The organism is Micromonospora cathayae (genome assembly GCF_028993575.1).
Classification (GTDB): Bacteria; Actinomycetota; Actinomycetes; order Mycobacteriales; family Micromonosporaceae; genus Micromonospora; species Micromonospora cathayae.
The window spans coordinates 3,595,340-3,614,314 of sequence record NZ_CP118615.1 but is presented as its reverse complement, the minus strand read 5'-3'; the positions used below and the strand labels follow the sequence as shown (position 1 = coordinate 3,614,314).

Sequence of the window (18,975 nt, the reverse complement as noted above, 5' to 3'; positions counted from 1 at the left end):
CACCGCCGCCCCGGGCAGCCGGTGGTGCGAGACTGGGGCGTGCTCCGCGACGTACCCCTCGACCTGCCGGTCCGGCCGGTGCTGCCGGCGCTGACGACGGCGCTGGACGCGGCGGGCAGCGCCGTCCTGGTCGCCCCGCCGGGCACCGGCAAGACCACCCTGACCCCGCTCGCCGTGGCCGACCGGGTCGCCGGGCGGGTGGTGATCGCCCAGCCGCGCCGGGTGGCCGCCCGCGCGGCGGCGCGCCGGATGGCGGCGCTGCTCGGGGAACGGGTCGGCGACCGGGTCGGGTACGCCGTCCGGGGCGACCGGCGGACCGGCCCGGACACCCGGATCGAGGTGGTCACCACCGGCCTGCTGGTACGGCGGCTGCACCACGATCCGGAACTGCCCGGGGTGGCGGCGGTGCTGCTGGACGAGTGCCACGAACGGCAACTCGACGCCGACCTGGCGCTCGCCTTCACCGTGGAGGCCCGCGCCGCGCTCCGTCCGGACCTGTGGCTGCTGGCCATGTCGGCGACCGCCGAGGCGGACCGGTTCGCCGCCCTGCTCGGCTCCGGTGGGGAGCCCGCGCCGGTGGTCCGGGCGGCGGCGGCCCTGCACCCGGTGACCCGGGTCTGGACGCCGCCGCCCCGACCGGGCACCGGTTACCGGGGCAACCGGGTCGATCCCGCCCTGCTCGACCACGTGTCCGCCACCGTGCGGCGGGCGTTGGCCGAACGGGACGGCGACGTGCTGGTCTTCCTGCCCGGGGCGGGCGAGATCGCCGCGGTCACCGCCCGGCTGGCCGACCTGCGCGACCGGATCGCCCTGGTGCCACTGCACGGGCGGCAGCGCGGCGCGGAACAGGACGCCGCGCTGCGCCCGGCCGACCGGCGACGGGTGGTGCTGGCGACGGCGGTCGCCGAGAGCAGCCTCACCGTGCCCGGCGTCCGGGTGGTGGTCGACGCCGGGCTCAGCCGGGTCGCCCGCACCGACCTGGCCCGGGGGCTGGGCGCGCTGGTCACCGTCCCGGTCTCCCGGGCCGCCGCGACCCAGCGGGCCGGCCGGGCCGGGCGGGAGGCCCCCGGGCACGTCTACCGCTGCTGGTCGGAGGGCACCCACGAGCGGCTCGCCGCGCAGCCGGAACCGGAGATCGCCACCGCCGACCTGACCGGGTTCGCGCTGGAGCTGGCCGCGTGGGGGCAGCCGGACGGCACCGGTCTCGCGCTGCCCGATCCACCGCCGGCGGCGGCGCTGACGGTGGCCCGGCAGACCCTCGGCACGCTCGGCGCGGTGGACGCGGACGGGCGGATCACCGGGCGGGGCCGGGCCATCGCCGCGACCGGCACGCACCCCCGGCTGGGTCGGGCGCTGCTCGACGGCGCGGACCTGGTCGGCGCGGACCGGGCCGCCGAGGTGGTCGCCCTGCTCAGCGAGGAGTCCGGCCCGGGGGACGACCTGGCGGCGACCTGGCGGCGGTTGCGCGCCGGCACCGATCCGGCCGCCACCGCCCGCTGGCGCACCGAGGTACGCCGACTGCGCGCCGCCCTGCCCGCCGCGCCCGGCTCCGGGCCGGACCGGACGACCGCCGCTACCGACGACCCGCGCCCGTCCGGACGGGACCGCACGACCACCCTGCCCGCCGGGCAGCGGACCGGACGGGACCGGACGAACTCACCCGACGATCCGCACGCCTCCGGCCGGGACCGGACGGGCGCCGGGCCCGTCGGGCGACGGGCCGGGCGGGACCGGTTGCCCGACGACCTGGCCGTCGGGCTGCTCGTCGGGCTGGCCCACCCGGAGCGGCTGGCCCGGGTACGCCGGCCAGGTGGCACGACGTACCTGATGGCGGGCGGGACCGCCGCGGAGCTGACGCCCGGGTCGGGGCTGGCCGGGAGCGACTGGCTGGCGGTGGCGGTCGCAGACCGCTCCCCCGGCGCGCCCACCGCCCGGATCCGGGCCGCCGCCGCGCTGGACGAGGCGACCGCCCGGGAGGCGGGTCGGGCCCTGCTCCGCGAGGAACAGCAGATCACCTGGTCGGACGGGGACGTGGTGGCCCGGGAGGTGACCCGGCTCGGCGCGATCGAGCTGCTGGACCGGCCGCTGGCCCGGCCGGACCCGGCGGCGGTCGGCGCGGCCCTGCTGGCCGGGCTGCGCGCCGAGGGGCTGGCCCTGTTGGGCTGGTCCCCGGCGGCCCGGACGCTGCGGGACCGGCTGGCGTTCTGCCGGCACGTGCTCGGCGACGACTGGCCGGACGTCACCGACGCGGCGTTGCTGGCCGACGCGCCCCGCTGGCTCGGCCCGGAGCTGGCCCGCGCCCGCCGCCGGGCCGACCTGGCCCGGGTCGACGTGGTCGCCGCGCTGCGCCGGCTGCTGCCGTGGCCGCAGGCCGGCCGGCTGGACGAGCTGGCCCCGGAGCGGATCACCGTGCCGAGCGGCACCCGCGCCCGGGTGGAGTACGCCGACCCGACCGCGCCGGTCCTCGCGGTGAAGCTCCAGGAGACCTTCGGCTGGCAGCGGGCGCCCCGGATCGCCGACGGGCGGGTGCCGGTGCTGCTGCACCTGCTCTCGCCGGCCGGCCGGCCGGTGGCGGTGACCGCCGACCTGGCGTCGTTCTGGCGGGTCGGGTATCCGCAGGTCCGGGCGGAGCTGCGCGGGCGCTACCCCCGGCACCCGTGGCCGGAGGACCCGACCACCGCGCCGCCGACCCGGCACACCACCGCCCGTCGCCGCTGAACCCGGCCCGGCCGCTGAACCCGGCCCCGGCCCGGCCGCCGAACCCACGCCCTGCGCGACCGTCGCTGCCGCCGGCCCCGGCCCCGCCGCCGGCTACCGACCGGTCAGTCCTCGGCGACGATGTCGGCGACCACGACGGTGACGTTGTCCGGCCCGCCGGCGCGCAGCGCCAGGTCGATCAGTTTGCGGGCGCAGTCCTCCCGGTCGGGGTGGCCGGCGAGGACCTCGGCGAGGGTGTCCGCGCGGACCACGTTGGAGAGGCCGTCGCTGCACAGCAGCCAGCGGTCACCCGCCCAGGGGACCATGGTGGCGTACGCCGGGGAGACCTCGCCGCCCTGGAGCGCCTGGGTGACCACGGCCCGGCGGGGGTGGCTACTGGCCTGCTCGGGGGTGATCAGGCCCTGGTCGACGAGCATCTGCACGAAGGTGTCGTCCCGGGTGACCTGCTTGAGCACCCCCTCGCGGAACAGGTAGGCGCGGGAGTCGCCGACGTGGGCCAGGGCCAGGCAGCTTCCGGTACGGGCGAAGAGCAGGGCCGTCAGGGTGGTGCCCATGCCCTGCCGTTCCTGGTCCTCCTCGACCGCCCGGCGGATCCGCTCGGTGGCCAGGTCGATGCCGCCGCGCAGCGCCGCCACCAGCGCGTCCTCCGGTGTCTCCAGGTCCAGCGGGGCGATGGTCCGCATCGCGATGGAGCTGGCGAGGTCGCCGGCCGCCATCCCGCCCATGCCGTCGGCGACGGCGACGAGCCAGGTGCCGGCGTGGAAGGCGTCCTGATTGCCGCTCCGGATCAGGCCACGGTCGGTCGCCCCCGTGGAACGCAGCTTCAGGGTCATGGGACGCAGCCTGCCAGGAGGAGGGCGGAATGTCTCTAGTAGATCACCGTACCGCGCCGTGGCGCGGTGAATCTCACTCTCCGTCGGCAGGCCGGGACAGCCGACGGCGCATCCAGGCGAATCAATTGACACGGAGGTCACGCCCTGGAAACATCGTGTCGATACTTGGGAGCGCTCCCAGGTGTCGATCAGCCCGTCCCCCGGAAGGAACCGTCGTGACGTCACCCCCACGCCGTCGACACCGCCTCACCCTGCTCGCCGCGGCGACCTCCCTCGCCCTCACCGGCGGCCTCGGCACGGTCACCCCCGCCACCGCCGCCCCGGCCGCCGGCCCCACCGCCGCCGCCGAGGACGAACTTCCCGAGCAGATCAAGAACGGCGACTTCAGCGCCGGCACCTCGCCGTGGTTCTCCTACGGCACCGGCGACCTCACCAACCCCGACGGGCAGCTCTGCACCACCGTGGCGGCCGGCACCGCCAACCCGTGGGACGCCGGCATCGGGCAGGACGGCGTACCGCTGATCGCCGGCGCGTCGTACACCCTCGCCTTCGACGCCTCCGCCACCCCCGGGGCGCGGGTCAACGCGGTCCTCCAGCTCGGCAGCGCCCCCTACACCACGTACACCAGCGTCGGGGTGACCGCCGGCGGCACCGCGCAGCGCACCGAACACACCTTCACCGCGCCGGCCGACGACAGCCGGGCGCAGATCATCTTCCAGGTCGGCGGCAGCCCCACCGCGCAGACCTTCTGCCTGGACAACGTCTCGCTGCGCGGCGGCGAGCCGGCCGCGCCGTACGAGCCGGACACCGGCCCGCGGGTCCGGGTCAACCAGGTCGGCTACCTGACCGCCGGCCCGAAGAACGCCACCGTGGTCACCGAGGCCACCGACCCGCTGCCCTGGCAGCTGAAGAACGCGGCCGGCACGGTGGTGGCCAGCGGCACCAGCACCCCGCGCGGCGTGGACCCGGCGTCCGGGCAGAACGTGCACAGCATCGGCTTCTCGTCGTACCGGACGGCGGGCACCGGGCTGACCCTGGTCGCCGACGGCGAGACCAGCCACCCGTTCGACATCTCCGGCGTGCTCTACGACCAGCTCCGCTCGGACGCGTTGCAGTTCTTCTACGCCCAGCGCAGCGGCATCGCCATCGACGGCGACCTGATCGGCGACGAGTACGCCCGCCCGGCCGGCCACCTCGACGTGGCCCCCAACAAGGGCGACACCAACGTGCCCTGCCAGCCCGGCGTCTGCGACTACACCCTCGACGTGCGGGGCGGCTGGTACGACGCGGGCGACCACGGCAAGTACGTGGTCAACGGCGGCATCGCCACCTACCAGCTGCTGAGCACCTTCGAGCGGACCAAGACCGCGGCCACCGCGAAGGGCGGCGCGAAGCTGGCCGACAGCACGCTGCGGGTGCCCGAGCGCGGCAACGGCACGCCGGACATCCTCGACGAGGCCCGCTGGGAGCTCGAGTTCCTGCTGAGCATGCAGGTGCCGGCCGGCAAGCCGCTCGCCGGGATGGCCCACCACAAGATCCACGACAAGAACTGGACCGGCCTGCCGCTGCTGCCGCACCAGGACCCGGAGCAGCGCGAACTGCACCCGGCGTCCACCGCCGCCACGCTGAACCTGGCCGCCACCGCCGCCCAGTGCGCGCGGCTGTTCGCCCCGTACGACGCGACCTTCGCGGCCCGCTGCGGCACCGCCGCGAAGACCGCCTACGCGGCGGCGAAGGCCAACCCGGCCCGGTACGCCAGCCCGACCGACGGTGTCGGCGGCGGCGCGTACGACGACACCAACGTCACCGACGAGTTCTACTGGGCGGCGGCCGAGCTGTACCTGACCACCGGTGAGCAGGCGTACCTGGCCGACCTGACCGCCTCGCCGCACCACACCGGGGACGTGTTCGACCCGCGCGGCTTCGGCTGGCAGAGCGTGGCCGCGCTGGGCCGGCTCGACCTGGCCACCGTGCCCAACGGCCTGCCGACCGCCGAGCGCACCCGGATCCGCGCCTCGGTGACCACCGCCGCCGACGCGTACCTGGCCGAGATCGCCCGGCAGGCGTACGGGCTGCCGATGCCCGGCGACGCCGGCAGCTACTTCTGGGGCGGCAACAGCAACATCATCAACAACGCCGTCGTGCTGGCCACCGCCTTCGACCTGACCGGTGACGTGAAGTACCGGGACGGCGCGGTGCAGGCGATGGACTACATCCTCGGCCGCAACGCGCTGAACATCTCGTACGTGACCGGGTGGGGTGAGCACGCGGCGGAGAACCAGCACAGCCGGATCTTCGGCAACCAGCTCGACCCGGCCCTGCCCAAGCCGCCGGCCGGCTCGATCGCGGGCGGCCCGAACGCCGCGCTCCAGGACCCGTTCGTGGAGCAGCTGCTGGCCGGGTGCAAGCCGATGTTCTGCTACGTCGACGACATCAACTCGTACTCGACCAACGAGGTGGCGATCAACTGGAACTCGGCGCTGGCCTGGATCGCGTCCTTCCTCGCCGACCAGGGTGAGGCCGGGGCCATCCCGACGTCGGGCTGCTCGGCCCAGTACGTCAACTACGGGGCCTGGCAGGGCGGAACCGGCTTCACCGGCCAGGTGACCATCCGCAACACCAGCCCGAAGGCGATCGACGGCTGGACGGTCCGGTTCGCGTTCACCGGCGACCAGAAGGTGCGCGAGGCGTGGCTGGCGAAGGTGACCCAGTCCGGGGCCACCGTCTCGGCGACGAACGAGTCGTACAACCGCACGATCGCCCCGGGCGGCACGGTGACCTTCGGGTTCAACGCGCTGACCGGCGGTAACGCCAATCCGGCACCGGGTCTGATCGCGGTCAACGGAGTAGCCTGCACGCTCTCCTGACCTGCGCTCCCCGGTCCCGGCAGGGGCCTCCCCGGCACGGGGAGGCCCCTGTTCGCGTCCGCCGACCGCCAGGTCCACTCCCGACAGTCGCCCGAACGGTCCCCCGGCCCGGCCGTTCGGACACTTCCATGTGCGGACGCGGTGCCGTGCCCACTAGACAGGGTGGATGGCCGACGAACTGACGGTGCCGCTCCTGCCGTGCCGCTCCATCGACGACATCACCGGCTTCTACCGGGTCCTGGGTTTCACGGTGACCCACCGGCAGACCCGCCCCAACCCGTACGTCGCCCTGCGCCGCGAGGACCTGCACCTGCACTTCTTCGGGATGCCCGACTTCGACCCGGCCACCTCGTACGGCTCGTGTCTGGTGCTCGTCCCGGACGTCGGCGCCCTGCACGCGGCGTGGGCCGCCGGCATGCGGGCCGCGTACGGGAAGGTGCTGGTCGCCGGGCTGCCCCGGATGACCCGGCCCCGGCCCCGGCACAACGCCGACGGGGTGACCGGTTTCAGCGTCGTCGACCCCGGCGGCAACTGGATCCGCGTCTCGGCCCGTCCGTCGTCCGTACCGTCCGGGGCGTCGACCGGTCCGACCGGGCGGTTGGCGACGGCGCTGGGTAACGCGGTCGTCCAGGCCGACTCGCGGGGTGACCACCGGCAGGCGGCGAAGATCCTCGACGGCGCGCTGGCCCGGCCGGACGCCCTCGAGGAGCCGGTGCTCGCGGTGGAGGCCCTGGTGTACCGGGCGGAGATCGCGCTGGTGCTCGACGACGCGGCTGCGGCGCGGGCGGCGCTGGACCGGGCCGGCGCGGTCACCCTCTCGGCCGCGCAGCGCCGTCGGGCCGCCGACACCCTGGACGCCGCCACCGAACTGGGCCGGCAGGTGGGCCGGCCCGACCGGGCCGGGGACGGGTGACCGCCGCCGGGTTCCCGGCCGGCGGCCGGGGCGTCGGCCGGGAGCCCCGCCGGCGACCGAAACTTCCGGAGCATCGTGACCCGGGCTGGTCAGGGGCGGGAGCTGCCGATCGCGCCGTCCGGACCGCCCGGCGGGTGTTGAGTTCCCGATATCGCCTCCGATACGGTTTCATTAGCTTTCGTCGATGTAATTCGGTGCCTGCCCGGACCGGACGGACCCGGAGCCACGCCGTCGCGTCCCGTCGCGTTCCGTCGGGTCACCACCCACCGCGCGCACCCGCGAAGGAGAGTCCCGTGCTCCGCTCCCCCACCCTGGTGGCCGCCATCGCGCTCGCCGTCGTCCTGCCGACCACCCCCGCCCACGCCGGCTCCCCGCCCGGGATCGACATCGACCGTGGTGAGACCCACCAGTCCATCGACGGGTTCGGCTACTCCATCGCCTTCCAGCGCTCCTCGCTCGTGCACAACCTTTCCGAGCGCAAGCGCGAGGAGGTCCTCGACCTCCTGCTCGACAGCAGGACCGGCGCGGCCCCGAGCATCCTGCGGCTCGGCATCGGCTCGTCGGCCTCCACCGAGTACGACAAGATGCTCTCCATCCAGCCCACCGACCCCGGCGGCCCGACGGCCCCGCCGACGTACCGGTGGGACGGCTGGGACGGCGGCCAGGTCTGGTACACCAAAGAGGCGCGCAAACGCGGGATCGACCGGTTCTACGCGGACGCCTGGAGCGCCCCGGGCTACATGAAGGACAACGGCGACGAGAACAACGGCGGTTCGCTCTGCGGGGTGCCGGGCGTCTCCTGTGCCGGCGGCGACTGGCGCGAGGCGTACGCGCGGTACCTCGTGCAGTACACCCGGTTCTACCGGCAGGAGGGCATCCGGATCGACGAACTCGGGTTCACCAACGAACCCGACTGGACCGCCCCCTACGCCTCGATGCGGTTCACCCCGGCCCAGGCCGCCGACTTCGTGAAGGTGCTCGGCCCCGTCGCCCGCGCCGCCGGCGTGAAGGTGGCCTGCTGCGACTCGTTCGGCTGGCAGCAGTCCGCCGCGTACGCCCAGGCGATCGAGTCGGACCCGCAGGCCCGCAGGTACCTGGACCTGTTCACCGGGCACGGTTACGCGAGCCCGGCGGACCGGCAGCTGCCGACCACGGCACCCACCTGGATGTCGGAGTGGGCGCCGTCGAGCGTCACGGACGGCTGGAACGAAGCCTGGGACAGCGGTAGGGGCACCGACGGCCTCGCCGTCGCCGAACGGATCCACGACACCCTGGCGCTGGCCGACAGCAGCGCCTTCGTCTTCTGGCTCGGCTCGTCCCGGGGCGCGACGGCGGCCCTGGTCCAGGTGGACGACGCCAACGACAGCTACCGGGTGTCGTCCCGCCTCTACGCGTTCGCGGCGTACAGCCGGTTCGTCCGGCCCGGGGCGGTCCGGATCGGGGTCGACAGCACGCGGGAGGGCCTGAAGGTCTCCGCCTACCGCAACGCCGACGGCACCGAGGTCGTACAGATCATCAACACCACGGACACGGCCGTCACCACCAGCGTCGACCTGAGGCGGCCGACGGCGTACCGCACCGACTCCACGCACAACCTGGAGAAGTCCCCGGGCACCGTCACCGGGGGTGGTCCGCACCCGACGGTCACGCTGGCACCGCGCTCCCTGACCACGCTGGTCGGCGACCGCCCCGGCCGGGGCTGACCGGCCGACCCGAACCGGCGGACGGGGTGCCCGGTCCGACCGGGCACCCCGTCGAACACCGTCCGGTCAGGCGGTGGGCAGGCCGCCGACCTGGGTGTTGATCCAGGTACGGATCGACGGCAGGTCACCGTAGATGGACGGGCCGGTGGCGCAGGTCGGGTCGCCGTTGCCCGAGCGGCTGGTCGCGCCGATCAGGTTCCAGACGCCGTTGATCTTGCGCACCTGCGGGCCGCCCGAGTCGCCGTAGCAGGCGCCCGAGTTGCCGTTGGTGTTGTTGGTGCAGATCTCGTACGTGGCGTTGATGCCGCTGCACCGGCTGTCCGACACGATCGAGGTGTCCAGCTCGTACGCGGTGGTCGGCGCGCCGCCGCAGCCCCGGACCGGGCAGGTCTGGCCCCAGCCGATGATCCGGGTGGCCGTGCCGACCGCGCCGGAGGTGGTGGGGATGGGTGCCGGGGCGTAGCTCACCGAACTGCTGAGCTGGAGCAGCTTGACGTCGATGGTGGGGTGGTTGACCGCCCGGCTCACGCCGACCACGACGCCACCGCTGCTGCGGTTGACGCTGCCGACCCGGACCGAGCTGGGGGTGCCGCAGTGCTTCGCGGTGACCGCCCAGTTCGCCTTGATCAGCGTGCCGGTGCAGCCGGAGGTGTAGACCATCCACGGGTAGTTCTCGGTGGCCGGCACACCGCCGACGACCTGCGGCGTGACGTCGCCGTCGGCCTCCTCGTTCCACACGTGGGTGCCGGCCACGTCGGCGCTGGCCGCGAGGCTGCCGGCGAACAGCGAGTTGACCTGGGCGGCCTCGGTGGCGTTCGGGTACGCGTTGGTGCAGGAGACCGGGGCGCTGCTGCCGGACATCAGGTCCGAGCACAGGCCGGTACGCCGGTCGGGCAGGCCGAGGATGTGGCCGAACTCGTGGGTGGCGATCCGGGTCCGGTGGTAGCCCTGGTTGACGGCCTGCCAGCCCATGTAGATGGTGCCCCGGCCCAGTCCGGCCACGTAGGCGCGCGGCCAGCCGCTGTCGACGTAGATGGTGACGCTGGCCGGGGTGCCGGCGACCAGGCGGACGTTGCTGACCCGGCTGTTCCAGTTGGCGGCGGCCTGGTCGAAGTTGGTCCGGAACTCGCCGGCCCGGCTGGCGTCGTAGTAGACGGTCCGGACCGTGGCCCCCACGTCCGCGCTGGCCGGCGTGCCGGTTACGGCCTGGACGCCGGTGAGGGACAGCACGAGCGCGAGGGCGGCTCCGGCCGCGTGGGACAGTTTCCGTCTGATCATCGACCACTCCCTGGGTGCCACGGCAGCGATGCCGCCATATCGAGGTCAGTCAATCTTACGGGCCGTGGCGACCCTACCACCCATCGTGGTTCGGTCATACGCTCCAGGAAACCGGGTGACATCGATCCGGGGAAATGGCAGACCATCGGGGAATGGCCGACCGCGACGCGCTCACCATCCAGCCGGGCACCCCGGCGGACGACCGGACCATCCTGCGGCTGCTCGACGACGCCATGGCCTGGCTGGCGGCCCGGGGCCGCACCGGCCAGTGGGGCAGCACGCCCGCCTCGGCCGACCCGCGCCGGCTCGCCCAGGCCCGCACCTGGGCGGACAGCGGCGGACTCTGGCTCGCCATGCTCGCCGGGCAGCCGGTGGGCGCGCTCGTCGTCGGCCGGGCCACCGACCACATCCCCCCGGCCGACGAACCCGAGCTGTACGTCAACCTGCTGGTCACCGACCGGGCGTACGCGGGACTGGGCATCGGCGGACGGCTGCTGGACCATGCCGGGGAACTGGCGGGGGCCGCCGGTGTGGGGCTGCTGCGGGTGGACTGCTACGCCGGTGACGACGGGGCGCTGGTGCGCTTCTACGAGCGGCAGGGCTTCACCCCGACCGAACCGTTCACCGTGCGGCGACCCGACCGGGACCCGTGGCCCGGCCAGGTGCTCGCCCGCCGGCTGGACCGGCCGACGACGACCGCGACCTGACCGGGCCCGCGGCGCGGCCACGCCCTGAGCCGGGCCTGAACCGGCGCGGCCCCCAGCCGGGCGGTCAGCGGGTACGCAGCTTGGGCAGCACCTCCGCGCCGAAGGTGTCCACGAACGGCCCCAGCTCCTGCCCGACGTGGTGCAGGAAGATCCGGTCGAAGCCCAGGTCGAGGTACTCCTCCAGCCAGCCGACGTGCCGGCCCAGGTCGTGCGAGATGTTGACCACCTCGTGCAGCTTCTCCATCGGCACCCGCTCGGAGACCACGTCGAAGTGCTCCACCGTCTCCAGGTCCCAGCAGACCGGCGGGGCGAACACGTTGCTGCGCCACTGGTCGTAGGCGATCCGCTCGGCGCGCTCCTGGTCCGGGTCCCAGCTCAGGTGCACCTGGAGGTTCAACGGCCCCCGGCCGCCGGCGTCCCGGTACGCGTCGATCATCGCGCGCAGGTGCGGCACCGGCGCGTTGACGGTGATCAGGCCGTCCGCCCACTCGGCGCACCAGCGCGCGGTCGCCACGCTCACCGCCGCACCGACCAGCGCCGGCGGCTCCTCGGGCCGGGTCCACAGCTTCGCCCGGTCCACCCGGACCAGGCCGTCGTGGGTGACCTCCTCGCCGGCCAGCAGCGCCCGGATCACGTCCACGCACTCCCGCAGCCGGGCGTTACGGACGTCCTTGCGCGGCCACGGGTCGCCGGTGATGTGCTCGTTGGCGGCCTCCCCGGTGCCCAGCGCCGCCCAGAACCGGCCCGGGTACATCGCGCCGAGGGTGCCGATGGCCTGCGCGATGATCGCCGGGTGGTACCGCTGGCCGGGGGCGTTGACCACCCCGAGCGGCAGCCCGGTTGCCTGCAACGCCGCGCCGAGCCAGGACCAGGCGAAGGCCGACTGCCCCTGCCGTTCGCTCCACGGCGCGAAGTGGTCCGAGCACATGGCCGCGTCGAAGCCGGCCCGTTCGGCCCGGACCACCGCCTCCAGCAGCGCGGCCGGGTGGATCTGCTCGTGGGAGGCGTGCACGCCGAACACCGTCATGCCGACGACCACTACCCAGAACCCGCCCCGACCAATCAGCCGCGAGGAAGCCTCACTCCGCGTGCGAGCCGGCCCCGCCGGTGGCCACGCCCTCGCCCACCCAGACGGTCTTGACGTTGCAGAACTCGCGCATGCCCAGCGCCGACAGCTCCCGGCCGTACCCGGAGTTGCGCACCCCGCCGAACGGCAGCTCCGGGTACGAGGTGGTCATGCCGTTGACGAAGACGTTGCCGGCGTCCAGGTCGGTGGCGAAGCGTTCCTGCTCGGCCGGGTCCCGGGTCCAGGCGTTCGCGCCGAGACCGAAGCTGGTGCCGTTGGCGACCTCGACCGCCTCGTCGTACGACGCCACCCGGTACAGCCCGGCGGCCGGGCCGAACACCTCCTCGCCCCACATCCGCATCTGCGGCGTCAGGTCGGTGACCACGGTCGGCGGGTACCACCAGCCGGCCCGGTCGGGCACCTCGCCGCCGCAGAGCAGCCGCGCGCCCCGGTCCACCGCGTCCCGGACCTGGGCGGCCACCTCGTCACGGCCCCGTTCACTGGCCAGCGGCCCGACGTCGGTGCCGGCGTCCATCGGGTCACCCACCGTCAGCGCCGACATGTGCGCCACGAACCGCTCGGCGAACGCGTCGAACACGTCGGTGTGCACGATGAACCGCTTCGCGGCGATGCAGGACTGGCCGTTGTTCTGGCAGCGGGCGGTGGTGGCGACCTCGGCGGCCCGGTCCAGGTCCGCCGAGGGCATCACCACGAACGGGTCGCTGCCACCGAGTTCCAAAACGGTCTTCTTCAGGTTCCGGCCGGCGACCGACGCGATGGACCGGCCGGCCGCCTCGCTGCCGGTCAGGGTCGCCGCCCGGACCCGTGGGTCGCCGAGGATCCGCTCCACCGCGTCCGACCCGACCAGCAGGGTGGTGAACGCCCCCTCCGGGAAGCCGGCCCGGCGGAACAGTTCCTCAAGCCAGAGGGCGGTCTGCGGGACGTTGGAGGCGTGCTTGAGCAGCCCGGTGTTGCCGGCCATCAGGGCCGGCGCGGCGAACCGGACCACCTGCCAGAGCGGGAAGTTCCACGGCATCACCGCCAGCACCGGGCCGATCGGCTGGTACCGGACGAAGGCCCGGGTCGCCTTCACCGCCGCCGCGTCGGCCGGCTCGTCGGCCAGGAACCGCTCGGCGCGCTCGGCGTAGAACCGGCAGGCGGTGGCGCACTTGGCGGCCTCGGCCTGCGCCGACGCGTACGTCTTGCCCATCTCGGTGGTCATGGTCCGGGCGATGTCGGCCCGCTCGGCGTCGAGCAGGTCGGCCGCCGCGGTCAGCCACCGCCCGCGCTGCGCGATCGAGGTGCCGCGCAGCTCCGCGAACCCCCGGTCCGCCCCGGCGATCGCGGCGTCGACCTGGTCCGGCGACATCGCGTCGTACGTCTTGAGCACCTCACCGGTGGCGGGATTGGTGGTGGCGATGGACATCTCGTACTCCTGTCACTCGAAGAGCGAGTGGCGCGCGCCCGGCTCCTCCCGGCGGCGGGCGGCCCGACGACGCTGGATGACGACCAGGTCGACCACCGCCACCACGGCGAACACCGCGCAGAGCACGGCCAGCCAGGCCAGCCCGGCGCGGGCCGCCAGGACGGCGAAGAGCACCATGGTGACCAGCCCGAACGACGCCAGCGCCAGCCGCAGGTTCAGCGCGCTGTAGGCGTGGCCGACAGTGCCCCGGGCACCCTTGGGCTGTGATCGCGTCATCCTGGCGAACTACCCGGGCAGCACCGGGGCTAACCTGCGGCGGCCCCGGTACCCCGGTCGGCGGCCGACCGCCGTGGGCCCGGGTACTCCGTCGGCGGCCGACCGCCGTGGGTTGCGTAACACCAGCCGGCCGGGAGCCGAGCGACGACGGAGGATGGGCGGCATGACCACGACCCGGCCGGTACCGGTGACCGTCGCCATCGCCCGACGCGCCGACCCGGCCCGTACCCACGAGATGGTGGCCTGGATGCGGGCCGGCACCGCCCTGGCGGAGGGCTTCCCGGGGTTCCTCGGGGCGGGCTGGGTGCAGAACGCGCCCGGCTCGTCGGACTGGCACATGCTCTACCGGTTCGCCGACGCGGAGACCCTGCGCGGGTGGGAGGAGTCGCCGCAGCGGCGCTGGTGGTTGACCTCCGCGCAGGGCATCGTCGAGCACACCCGGGTGGAACGGCGGACCGGTATCGAGGGCTGGTTCGACCCGCCGGCGGAACGCAGCGTCGAGGGGCTGACCGGGGCGGTTCCGCCGACCCCGCCGCGCTGGAAGCAGGCGGTGACGATCTGGCTGGCGTTCTTCCCGTTGAGCCTGACCGCCACCCTGCTGACCGGCCGGTTCCTGCCCGGGGTGCCGGTGGCCGCGCGGACCCTGCTGATCACCGTCTGCCTGACCCCGTTGATGACGTACCTGGTGCTGCCCTGGATCACCGGCCGGCTGCGCTGGTGGCTGCACGGCCGGCCGGCACCCTGGCGCGCCCGCCACTGAGGGTGTCGCCGGCACGCCGTCGGGGCGTAGAGTGACGACGCTGTCGCACTCCGCTGGTGGAACGGGGAACATCATGCCTCGACGCTGGATCGCCGCGGTGGCCTCCCTGTCGGCGCTGGTGGCGCTCGCCTGCGAGGGCGGCGGCACCGGAGGGGGCGACGGCACTCCCCCGCCGCCACGCGAATCCCCCCGCCCGGGGACGCCGGCTGCGATGGCCGCGATCGGCGATTCGATCACCACCGGCTTCGGTACCTGCCTGGTGCTCTCCTCCTGCCACCGCAACTCCTGGTCCACCGGGGAGGGACGCCGGGTGGAGAGCCACTACCGCCGGCTCCGCGAGCTGAATCCGGCGATCCAGGGCCGGGCGTACAACCACGCGTCGGCGGGCGCCCGCGCGTCCGCCCTGCCCGACCAGGCCACCCGGGCGGTCCGCGACAAGGCCGACTACGTCACCGTGCTGATCGGCGCGAACGACGCCTGCCGGGGCAGCGTCGAGGCGATGACGTCGGTCGGGACGTTCCGGGAGCAGGTCGACCGGGCGCTGCGGACGCTGCGCGAGGGCCGACCGAAGGCCCGGGTGCTCGTGGTGAGCATCCCGGACCTGCACCGGCTCTGGGAGATCGGGCACCGCGACGAGCGGGCCGTCCGGGCCTGGGGGCGGGGCATCTGTCCCGCCCTGCTGGCTGCCCCGACGTCCACCGCTCCCGCCGACCGGGCCCGCCGGGCGGCGTTCCGCGACCGGGTGGACGCCTACAACGAGCAGCTCGTGGCGGCCTGCCGGGCGTACGGGTCACGCTGCCGGCACGACGGCGGGGCCGCACACCGGGTGCGGTTCACCCTCGACGAGGTCAACAGCCTCGACTACTTCCACCCGAACAACGCCGGCCAGCAGCGGCTCGCCGAGGTGACCTGGTCGGCCGCCGGCTACGCCGACTGACCGACCGGGTCGGCCGCCGACCGGGCCAGGCCGACCGGGCCGGCCGCCGTGGTCGCCGTCAGGGCTGGCGCGGTGGCGGGACCACGCCGGAGCGGTGCTGGCCGTACAGCTCCCGCGACCGCCGGGCCAGGTCCTTGGTCGCCGACGAGTTGGCCCAGGTACCGAGGACGATCGCCGCGCCCGGCACCACCTTGGCGAAGACCCGCTTCGCCGCGCGCACCCCGGCCATCTGGGCCAGCCGCACCCCGAGCTTGATCATCACCCGGCCGAGCGCCGGCTGCGAGCCGCCACCGAAGAGCGCGCCGGCCCGTTCCCGGCCGGCGGCCACGCCGAGGGCCAGCCGGGCGGTCTCGGCCACCTTGTGCACCTTCTGTAGGACGAGCAGGTCGGTGGCCCGGTCGGTGTGCCGGGGGTCCACCCCGTAGGCGGCGGCGACGTGCAGCACCATCCGGGCCTGGGTCCAGGCGAGCACTCCCACGTCGATCACCGCCCCGGGCAGCCCGGCCGCCCCGGAGACCGCCCCGGAGAGCCGGGCCCGGTTGACGAAGCGGCGTACCGCCTGGTCGGCGAGGGCCTCGGCGGGGATGCCGGGCTGCTCGGCCCGGGCCCGTTCGGCCCAGCGGGCCGCCTCCGGGCCGAGCCGACGGACCGCCTCCAGGGCGAGGTGCTCCGGGGCGTACTGCGGGTCCTCCCGCATCCGGTCCCACAGTTTGGCCGGGGGTGCCTCGGGGGCGTCCGGCGGATCGGCCGGGGCACCGGCCGGCGGACGGGGCGCGGGAGCCGGTGTGGGAGCCGGTACGGGAGTGGGAGCGGGGGTGGGGGTCTGGCCGTCGACGGGCGTCGAGTCGGTCACGGAAGGCTCCGGGGGTAAGCGGGGGGACGATACGACGGGTACGACGGTCAGCGCCGCTTGGACAGCTTCGCCGCCAGCCCGCGCAGCTTCTGCTGGGTGGCCGGCTTGGCCAGCTCACGGCGTCCCCGGTCGACCAGTTGCTGCCCCTGCGGGGAGCGGAGGAACCGGGTGAGCTTCTGCATCAGTGGGGACATGTGGGGCCTCCTGTCGTGGAGTTGCCCCTCATGTGTACCCCGACCCGGCAACCGTCACGCCCGGCTACGTCCCGGACGGCACGATCACACCCCGGACGGCACGATCGCCTCGACGATGACGGTGGCCCGCGACTCGTGCTGGGCGTACGCCTCCGGGAAGCCGGAGATCTGCACGGCCTGCGCCGCGTCGGTCAGCCGCATCTGCTGCCAGCCGGGCACCGCGAGCAGGGCGGTGAGGAACTGCCGGGTCGCGTACGCCGGGTTCATCAGGTCCTCGACCGTGCCCCAGCCCATGCTGGCGCGCTGCTGGAACAGCCCGACCGAGTCGTGGTCCCAGCCGAGGCCCTGGTTCGGGAGGTTCTGCGACTCGGGCACCACGCCGCTGGCCAGGTTGTAGAGGTTGCTCTCCTGCATGGCGGTGGCGACCGCGACGACCAGGCCGCGCCGGGGCACGCCCATGGCCCGGCCGGTACGCACGATCACGGTGGCGTTCTTCATCTGGGCGGTGGTCAGCCCGGCCACCGGCGCGGGGTCGACCGGCTTGCGGGGGGTGGGCTTCTTCGTGGGGGTCTTCTTCGGGGCGGGGGTGGTGGCGGCCGGCCGGCTCGGCGACGGGCTGGCGGTGGGCGGGGCGGGCGACGCGCTGGGGGCCGGGGTCCGGGCCAGGGCCCGGGACGCGGGCTGCTCCTCGGCCCGTTCCACCAGGTCGGCGCTGCTGGCGGAGCGGTCGGTCGGCGGTGCCGGTTCGTGGGTGGCGGCCCGGACCTCGATGACGGCGACCAGGCCCAGGCAGCAGGCCGCGCCGGTGGCGAGGGCCAGCCGGGCCCGGCCGGTGCGCGGGGTGAGGTTACGCAGGCCCCGACGCCGGGTACCGCCAGGTCGTTGCTCACCGTACGTGCTTTCCCTTTCGGGTGATGCTCCCTCATCCGTACGGCCATCCGGGCTGGTGGGCGTGGTCCGTTCATTGATCATGTCGTCGTCACGCATCCGACGAGGCTAAGCAGAGAGCCGCCACCATTACCGTGGGTGATCTGTGGCGCTCGCCACATTTCTCCCCACGAAACCCGCCAGGACGGCATCGAGGCTGGCGTTTGTTGCCATACGCGGCAAGGCGGGCATTTGCCTCGGCCGCCGCCGGCGCGTCCGGCCCGGGGAGAAACCCCCGCCAACCGGGGCCGGCAGCACTTCCAGGATGCGCTCCACCGGTCGGTGGGCAGGCCGCCGGCCGGACGGCCGAGGGACCGCCCACCCGTCCGGACCAGGATCGGAGCCCTCCGGGTCGAACCGGCACCGCCATCGGCCGGTCCGCCGCCGAGCCCGGGCACCCCCGGCCGCTCCACCGCGCCGCGAAGGAATGCACCAAGATGGCGAATACGTTTCCCGTACCGGGTGCCGTCTCCCCACGGCGGCCCGTGGCGCACCTACCAGGGAGGTCCAGACCGGTGCTCGACCCACACGAGCTGTACCAGCTCACCGACGACCTGCCCGACCTCGGTCAGCCGGTGCTGATCCAGGCGCTGACCGGCTTCGTCGACGCCGGCAACGCCACCCGACTGGCCCGTGAGCAACTCCTCAACAGCCTCGAAGCCACCCCGATCGCCACCTTCGACGTCGACCAGCTCTTCGACTACCGGTCCCGCCGCCCGGTGATGACCTTCGTCGAGGACCACTGGGAGCACTACGACCACCCCGCGCTGGAGCTGCACCTGCTCCGCGACGACGACGAGACCCCGTTCCTGCTGCTCACCGGCCCCGAACCGGACCTCCAGTGGGAACGTTTCGTGGCGGCGGTCAGCGGGCTGGCCGCCCGGCTGGACGTCCGGCTCACCGTCGGCCTCAACGCCATCCCGATGGCGGTACCGCACACCCGGCCCACCGGGGTGACCGCGCACGCCACCCGACGTGACCTGATCGCCGGCTACGAGCCGTGGTTGCAGCGGGTGCAGGTGCCCGGCAGCGTCGGCCACCTGCTGGAGTACCGGCTCGGCAAGGACGGCCGGGACGCCCTCGGCTTCGCCGTGCACGTACCGCACTACGTCGCCCAGACCGAGTACCCGGCGGCGGCCGAGGTGCTGCTCTCCTCGGTGTCCCGCAGCACCGGCCTGCTGCTGCCCAGCGACAGTCTCCGCTCGGCCGCCGAGGTGGTCCGGGTGGAGATCGACCGGCAGGTGGCGCAGACCGAGGACGCCGCGTCGCTGGTCCAGGCCCTGGAGGAGCAGTACGACGCGTTCGCCCGGGGCCGGGGCGAGAAGAACCTGCTCGCCACGGAGGCCGGGCCACTGCCCACCGCCGACGAACTCGGTGCCGAGCTGGAGCGTTTCCTGGCCGAGCAGAGCCGCCCCGGCGACAACCCCACCGGCTGACCCCGCCCCCGCCCGGCGGGAGTGGGGCCCGCCGGGCCGGGTCGGATCGCCGGGCCAGGCGTGCCCCGGGCCGCCGGACAC

General features: G+C 74.4%; 16 protein-coding genes. 8 read left to right on the top strand and 8 right to left on the bottom strand.

All coding sequences use genetic code 11. The features are described 5' to 3' along the window. The first annotated feature begins 39 nt into the window (after nt 1-39). Nucleotides 40-2,718, top strand: a complete 2,679-nt coding sequence (locus PVK37_RS16620; RefSeq protein ID WP_275035141.1) for an ATP-dependent RNA helicase — start codon at nt 40-42, stop codon at nt 2,716-2,718. 104 nt (nt 2,719-2,822) lie between these two features. On the opposite strand, the gene PVK37_RS16615 is transcribed toward PVK37_RS16620, so the two are convergent. Further along, nucleotides 2,823-3,551: a PP2C family protein-serine/threonine phosphatase gene (locus PVK37_RS16615; RefSeq protein WP_275028301.1), complete on the bottom strand. Its 729-nt coding sequence runs from the start codon at nt 3,549-3,551 to the stop codon at nt 2,823-2,825. Between the two features lie 215 nt (nt 3,552-3,766). Here PVK37_RS16615 and PVK37_RS16610 point away from each other — a divergent pair, with 215 nt between their 5' ends. The 3 genes from PVK37_RS16610 (at nt 3,767) to PVK37_RS16600 (ending at nt 9,034) form a co-directional block, all read left to right on the top strand. After that, nucleotides 3,767-6,418 (top strand): glycoside hydrolase family 9 protein, encoded by a 2,652-nt coding sequence (locus PVK37_RS16610; RefSeq protein ID WP_275028300.1) that lies wholly within the window; start codon nt 3,767-3,769, stop codon nt 6,416-6,418. A gap of 166 nt (nt 6,419-6,584) precedes the next feature. Next, nucleotides 6,585-7,331 carry a VOC family protein gene (locus tag PVK37_RS16605; protein ID WP_275028299.1) on the top strand — a complete coding sequence of 249 codons (747 nt, stop codon included), beginning with the start codon at nt 6,585-6,587 and terminating at the stop codon, nt 7,329-7,331. 293 nt (nt 7,332-7,624) lie between these two features. Continuing rightward, complete coding sequence (locus PVK37_RS16600; protein ID WP_275028298.1) at nt 7,625-9,034, top strand: glycoside hydrolase family 30 protein; 1,410 nt, start codon at nt 7,625-7,627, stop codon at nt 9,032-9,034. Nucleotides 9,035-9,100: 66 nt separating this feature from the next. On the opposite strand, the gene PVK37_RS16595 is transcribed toward PVK37_RS16600, so the two are convergent. After that, nucleotides 9,101-10,312: a snapalysin family zinc-dependent metalloprotease gene (locus PVK37_RS16595; protein ID WP_275028297.1), complete on the bottom strand. Its 1,212-nt coding sequence runs from the start codon at nt 10,310-10,312 to the stop codon at nt 9,101-9,103. 152 nt (nt 10,313-10,464) lie between these two features. Between PVK37_RS16595 and PVK37_RS16590 the strand changes: the two genes are divergently transcribed. Further along, nucleotides 10,465-11,019: a GNAT family N-acetyltransferase gene (locus PVK37_RS16590; protein ID WP_275028295.1), complete on the top strand. Its 555-nt coding sequence runs from the start codon at nt 10,465-10,467 to the stop codon at nt 11,017-11,019. Between the two features lie 64 nt (nt 11,020-11,083). On the opposite strand, the gene PVK37_RS16585 is transcribed toward PVK37_RS16590, so the two are convergent. The 3 genes from PVK37_RS16585 to PVK37_RS16575 are packed head-to-tail and all read right to left on the bottom strand — an operon-like array spanning nt 11,084 to nt 13,787. Further along, nucleotides 11,084-12,046, bottom strand: coding sequence for a TIGR03885 family FMN-dependent LLM class oxidoreductase (locus tag PVK37_RS16585; protein ID WP_275028294.1), 963 nt, complete (start codon nt 12,044-12,046; stop codon nt 11,084-11,086). A gap of 52 nt (nt 12,047-12,098) precedes the next feature. After that, a complete protein-coding gene (locus tag PVK37_RS16580; protein ID WP_275028292.1) occupies nt 12,099-13,511 on the bottom strand; it encodes an NADP-dependent succinic semialdehyde dehydrogenase in 1,413 nt (470 codons plus the stop codon). A 12-nt stretch (nt 13,512-13,523) separates the two neighbouring features. Continuing rightward, nucleotides 13,524-13,787 (bottom strand): DUF6343 family protein, encoded by a 264-nt coding sequence (locus PVK37_RS16575; protein WP_275028291.1) that lies wholly within the window; start codon nt 13,785-13,787, stop codon nt 13,524-13,526. A gap of 163 nt (nt 13,788-13,950) precedes the next feature. Between PVK37_RS16575 and PVK37_RS16570 the strand changes: the two genes are divergently transcribed. Beyond that, on the top strand, nt 13,951-14,547 hold the full coding sequence (locus PVK37_RS16570) for an antibiotic biosynthesis monooxygenase (RefSeq protein ID WP_275028290.1): 597 nt from the start codon (nt 13,951-13,953) through the stop codon (nt 14,545-14,547). A gap of 73 nt (nt 14,548-14,620) precedes the next feature. Then, nucleotides 14,621-15,484 carry a GDSL-type esterase/lipase family protein gene (locus PVK37_RS16565; RefSeq protein ID WP_275028289.1) on the top strand — a complete coding sequence of 288 codons (864 nt, stop codon included), beginning with the start codon at nt 14,621-14,623 and terminating at the stop codon, nt 15,482-15,484. 58 nt (nt 15,485-15,542) lie between these two features. On the opposite strand, the gene PVK37_RS16560 is transcribed toward PVK37_RS16565, so the two are convergent. The 3 genes from PVK37_RS16560 to PVK37_RS16550 form a co-directional block, all read right to left on the bottom strand. After that, nucleotides 15,543-16,337 carry an EcsC family protein gene (locus PVK37_RS16560; RefSeq protein ID WP_275034922.1) on the bottom strand — a complete coding sequence of 265 codons (795 nt, stop codon included), beginning with the start codon at nt 16,335-16,337 and terminating at the stop codon, nt 15,543-15,545. A 47-nt stretch (nt 16,338-16,384) separates the two neighbouring features. Beyond that, a complete protein-coding gene (locus tag PVK37_RS16555) occupies nt 16,385-16,531 on the bottom strand; it encodes a hypothetical protein (protein ID WP_275034921.1) in 147 nt (48 codons plus the stop codon). Nucleotides 16,532-16,615: 84 nt separating this feature from the next. Further along, entirely contained in the window at nt 16,616-17,518 is a 903-nt protein-coding gene (locus PVK37_RS16550; protein WP_275034920.1) for a peptidase M23, read from the bottom strand. 455 nt (nt 17,519-17,973) lie between these two features. Between PVK37_RS16550 and PVK37_RS16545 the strand changes: the two genes are divergently transcribed. Further along, on the top strand, nt 17,974-18,894 hold the full coding sequence (locus PVK37_RS16545) for a proteasome assembly chaperone family protein (RefSeq protein WP_275034919.1): 921 nt from the start codon (nt 17,974-17,976) through the stop codon (nt 18,892-18,894). Nucleotides 18,895-18,975: the final 81 nt, after the last annotated feature.